Annotated in this window: 1 protein-coding gene; it reads left to right on the plus strand. The window is 71.6% G+C overall.

What is annotated here, in order from left to right; all coding sequences use genetic code 11:
- Positions 1 to 391: transketolase-like TK C-terminal-containing protein (locus ACSYDW_RS18945; RefSeq protein ID WP_438340289.1), on the plus strand; the 391-nt coding region annotated here is incomplete at both ends.

Consider the following 391-nt stretch of genomic DNA (forward strand, 5'->3'; position numbering starts at 1 on the left):
CGTGAAGCGCGGCATCTACCTCGCCTCCCCGGCGAAGATCGACGGCCCGCGCGCCCAGCTCCTCGCCTCCGGCGTGGCCGTGCCGTGGACCATCGAGGCCCAGCGCCTGCTCGCCGAGGACTGGGGCGTTTCGGCCGATGTCTGGTCGGTGACCTCGTGGAACGAGCTGCGCCGCGACGGCCTGGAGTGCGAGGAAGAAGCCTTCCTCAACCCCGGATCCGAACCGCGCGTGCCGTTCGTCGCCAGCCAGCTCGCCGGCGCCACCGGCCCCGTGGTCGCGGTAACCGACTACACGAAGTCCGTCCCGGACCAGATCCGCCAGTTCGTGCCCAACGAGTTCGCGACCCTGGGCGCCGACGGGTTCGGCTTCTCCGACACGCGTGCCGCGGCA

Origin of the sequence: Paeniglutamicibacter selenitireducens, assembly GCF_051550675.1 — a bacterium.
Classification (GTDB): domain Bacteria; phylum Actinomycetota; class Actinomycetes; order Actinomycetales; family Micrococcaceae; genus Paeniglutamicibacter.